This is a genomic window from Variovorax sp. 20P10.2.4 (genome assembly GCF_058244205.1).
The window spans coordinates 1-3890 of sequence record NZ_JBZAYE010000659.1 but is presented as its reverse complement, the minus strand read 5'-3'; the positions used below and the strand labels follow the sequence as shown (position 1 = coordinate 3890).

5 protein-coding genes are annotated in these 3890 nt (G+C 69.8%); 4 read left to right on the top strand and 1 reads right to left on the bottom strand.

Annotated elements, in window-relative coordinates; genetic code table 11:
• Positions 1-402 (bottom strand): helix-turn-helix domain-containing protein (locus AC27VN_RS35190; RefSeq protein ID WP_490879607.1); only part of this gene is annotated, 402 nt, incomplete at its 3' end.
• Positions 403-483: 81 nt separating this feature from the next.
• On the opposite strand from AC27VN_RS35190, the gene AC27VN_RS35185 reads away from it, so the two are divergent.
• From AC27VN_RS35185 to AC27VN_RS35170, 4 genes are all read left to right on the top strand, one after another.
• On the top strand, positions 484-1470 hold the full coding sequence (locus tag AC27VN_RS35185; RefSeq protein WP_490879606.1) for a Bug family tripartite tricarboxylate transporter substrate binding protein: 987 nt from the start codon (positions 484-486) through the stop codon (positions 1468-1470).
• A 7-nt stretch (positions 1471-1477) separates the two neighbouring features.
• On the top strand, positions 1478-2731 hold the full coding sequence (locus AC27VN_RS35180) for an aromatic ring-hydroxylating dioxygenase subunit alpha (RefSeq protein ID WP_490879605.1): 1254 nt from the start codon (positions 1478-1480) through the stop codon (positions 2729-2731).
• 24 nt (positions 2732-2755) lie between these two features.
• On the top strand, positions 2756-3220 hold the full coding sequence (locus tag AC27VN_RS35175; RefSeq protein ID WP_093353204.1) for an aromatic-ring-hydroxylating dioxygenase subunit beta: 465 nt from the start codon (positions 2756-2758) through the stop codon (positions 3218-3220).
• A partial coding sequence (locus AC27VN_RS35170; RefSeq protein ID WP_490879604.1) for a 4-hydroxythreonine-4-phosphate dehydrogenase PdxA occupies positions 3217-3890 on the top strand: 674 nt, incomplete at its 3' end. The genes AC27VN_RS35175 and AC27VN_RS35170, both read left to right, overlap by 4 nt.

The window sequence follows — 3890 nt, the reverse complement described above, 5'->3', positions numbered from 1 at the left end:
CCGCGCGGTGGAGCGCGCGATGATGATCGCGTCGTCGTCCTGCAGCAGCGCGAGCGAGGCCGATTCGCGCGTGCGTTCCGACAGGGCATCGAGCAGCGGCTGCGCCACCGAAGGCTCGGGCCGCGAGGCGAGATAGGCATGCGCCACCAGCAGCGCCTTCGGCAGCAGCCAGAAGCGCTTGCCGTCGCTGTCGAGGTAGCCGAGCGCGCGCAGGGTCAGCAGCGAGCGCCGCGCCGAGGCCGGCGTGCTCATCGTGAGCCGCGCGACCTCCGACACGTTGAGGCGGCTGTGCTGGCGGCCGAAGCAGGTCAGCACGGCCAGCCCCTTCTCGAGCGAGGCGACGAAGTTCTTGTCGGGGACGGCCTCGTCCTCGCTTGGGGCTTCGGTTTCGTTTTTGCGCATAGCGCAAATCTAGCTTGTCCGGCCACCGGCCCGCAAGGACACTGAAAACCCCTCGATGCACGAACAAGACGGAGACACACGATGTTCCACAGACTCGCCGCGCGCACGCTCGGCCTGGCGGCCCTGGCCGCGCTGATGCTGCCCACGCTGCCGCCCGCCGCGCAGGCGCAGACCGCCAACGAGAAGGTCGCGCGCATGATCGTGCCCTTCCCCGCCGGCGGCACCGCCGACATCCTGCCGCGCGTGGTGGCCGACAAGCTGCGCGACCAGTTCCCCGGCGGCCTGGTGATCGAGAACCGCACGGGCGCCGGCGGCAACATCGGCGCCGACGTGGTCTACCGCGCCGAGCCCGACGGCAAGACCCTGCTGGCCTCGCCGCCCGCGCCGATCGCGATCAACCAGCACCTCTACAAGAAGCTGGGCTTCGATCCCACGCGCTGGGTGCCGGTGACGGTGCTCGCGACGGTGCCCAACGTGCTGGTGGTGAACCCGAAGCTGCCGGTGCACAACGTGGCCGAGTTCATCGCCTACCTCAAGGCCAACCCGGGCAAGGTGAGCTTCGCCTCGCAAGGCAACGGCACCACCTCGCACCTCACGGCCAGCCTGTTCATGCAGCTCACGGGCACCGAGATGACGCACGTGCCGTACAAGGGCACGGCGCCCGCGCTGGTGGACCTGATCGGCGGCCAGGTCGACGTGTTCTTCGACAACATCTCCTCCTCGCTGCAGTTCGCGCGCACCGGCAAGGTCCGCATCCTCGCGGTGGCCGACGAGCACCGCAGCCCCGCGCTGCCCGAGGCGCCGACCTTTGCCGAGCAGAAGCTGCCCGCGATGAATGCCGTGACCTGGTTCGCGGTGGTCGCGCCGCCGGGCACGCCGGCACCGATCGTGGCCTCGACGCAGAAGGCCATCGCCACCGCGCTCGCGCTGCCCGACGTGAAGCAGAAGTTCGCCGAGCAAGGCGCCGAGCCGCGCGGCTGGGACAGTGCCCGCACCGGCCAGTTCATCCAGGCCGAGTCCACCAAGTGGCACAAGGTCATCCAGAGCGCCAACGTCACCCTCGAGTAAGCCCGCCATGTCCATCGCTTCATCCACCGCGTCCGCGCAACCGATCCACTGGTCGGGGCCCGGCCTCACGCGCATTCCCTTCGGCGTCTACAGCGACGCGCAACTGGCCGCCGACGAGCAGGCACGCATCTTCCGCGGCCAGACCTGGAACTACCTGTGCCTCGAGGCCGAGCTGCCCGAGGGCGGCAGCTACCGCACCACCTTCGCGGGCGAGACGCCGGTGGTGGTGGTGCGCGACGACGACGACGAGATCTATGCCTTCGAGAACCGCTGCGCGCACCGCGGCGCGCTGATCGCGCTCGAGAAGTCGGGCCGCAGCGAGAACTTCCAGTGCGTCTACCACGCCTGGAGCTACAACCGGCAGGGCGACCTGACGGGCGTGGCCTTCGAGAAGGGCGTGAAGGGCCAGGGCGGCATGCCCGCGAGCTTCTGCAAGGAGTCGCACGGGCCGCGCAAGCTGCGCATCGCGCGCTTCTGCGGGCTGGTGTTTGGCAGCTTCTCGGAGGACGTGCCCTCGATCGAGGAGTACCTCGGCGACGAGATCTGCGCGCGCATCGAGCGCGTGCTGCACAAGCCGGTGGAGGTGATCGGCCGCTTCACGCAGGCGCTGCCCAACAACTGGAAGCTCTACGTCGAGAACGTGAAAGACAGCTACCACGCGAGCCTGCTGCACCTGTTCTTCACCACCTTCGAGCTCAACCGCCTGTCGCAGAAGGGCGGCGTGATCGTCGACGAGAGCGGCGGCCACCACGTGAGCTACTCGATGATCGACGCGGCCGCGGAAAAGGATGCCTCGTACAAGGAACAGGCGCTGCGCTCCGACAACGACCGCTATCGCCTGAAGGACCCGAGCGTGCTCGCCGGCTTCGCGGAGTACGACGACGGCGTGACCTTGCAGATCCTCTCGGTGTTCCCGGGCTTCGTACTGCAGCAGATCCAGAACTGCCTCGCGGTGCGCCAGGTACTGCCCAAGGGCAGCGCGCGCACCGAGCTCAACTGGACCTACATCGGCTACGTCGACGACACGCCCGCGCAGCGCCGCGTGCGGCTCAAGCAGTCGAACCTGGTCGGGCCCGCGGGCTTCATCTCGATGGAGGACGGCGCGGTCGGCGGCTTCGTGCAGCGCGGCATCGCGGGCGCGGCCGACCAAGAGGCCATCGTCGAGATGGGCGGCGACGGTGCCGTCTCGAGCGAGGGCCGCGCCACCGAGGCCTCGGTGCGCGGCTTCTGGAAGGCCTATCGGCAGCACATGGGCGCTTGAGCACCCGACGAGGAAAGAACACCCATGATCGACCTGCTGGCGCTGTGCGCCTTCAACGCGGCCTATGCCGATGCCATCGACAGCGACGCGCTCGAGCGCTGGCCCGACTTCTTCGCCGACGACTGCCACTACCGCATCACCCACGTCGAGAACGAGCGCGAGGGACTGCCCGCGGGCATCGTCTATGCCGACTCGCGCGCGATGCTCGAGGACCGCATCGCCGCGCTGCGCGAGGCCAACATCTACGAGCGCCAGCGCTACCGCCACCTGCTGGGCATGCCGCTGCTGCTCGAGGCCGAAGCCGATACGGCACGCGCGCGCACGCCCTTCATGGTGGCGCGCATCATGGCCACGGGACAGACCGAGATGTTCGCCACCGGCAGCTACGAGGACCGCTTCGTGCGCCGCGAGGGCCGCCTGCTGCTGCAGTCGCGCGTGGCCGTGTGCGACAGCACGGTGACCGATACTCTGCTCGCGCTGCCGCTGTGAGCACGGCATCCGTCATTCATGCGCCGCGCCGTCTCGCGCTGGCCGCGGGCGATCCCAACGGCATCGGACCCGAGATCGCGCTGAAGGCATTGGCCGCGCTGCCGGCTGAGGCGCGCGCACGCATCGTTCTGTATGGCCCGCCGAGCGTGTTCGAGCGCACGGCGGCGCAGCTCGGCCTCGATGCGCTGCTGCGCGACGCCAGGTTGGTCGCGACCGACGACTTCGAGGGTCGCCCCGGACAGATCGACGCCGCAGCAGGCGCCTCCGCGGTCGCATCGGCCACGGCCGCGCTGCAGGCCTGCCGCCGCGGCGAGCTCGATGCGGTGGTCGCCTGCCCGCACCACGAGACCGCGATCCACCGCGCCGGCATCGCCTTCAGCGGCTATCCCTCGCTGGTGGCGCGCGTCTGCGGCATGACCGAGGACCGCGTGTTCCTGATGCTCGTGGGCGGCGGGCTGCGCATCGTGCATGCGACGCTGCACGAGAGCGTGCGCACCGCGCTCGAACGCATGACGCCCGCGTTGGTGGCCGAGGCGATCCGTGCCGGCGCGCGGGCCTGCGCAACGCTCGGCGTGGCGCAGCCCTCGATCGGCGTGTTCGGCATCAACCCGCATGCCTCCGAGGGCGGACTGTTCGGGCCCGAGGACGCAGCGATCGTCGCCCCGGCGAT

Bases quoted from the DNA above. Each gene is read 5' to 3' on its own strand.
- AC27VN_RS35180 (WP_490879605.1), top strand. From the start codon at position 1,478: ATGTCCATCGCTTCATCCACCGCGTCCGCGCAACCGATCCACTGGTCG.
- AC27VN_RS35185 (WP_490879606.1), top strand. From the start codon at position 484: ATGTTCCACAGACTCGCCGCGCGCACGCTCGGCCTGGCGGCCCTGGCC.
- AC27VN_RS35175 (WP_093353204.1), top strand. From the start codon at position 2,756: ATGATCGACCTGCTGGCGCTGTGCGCCTTCAACGCGGCCTATGCCGAT.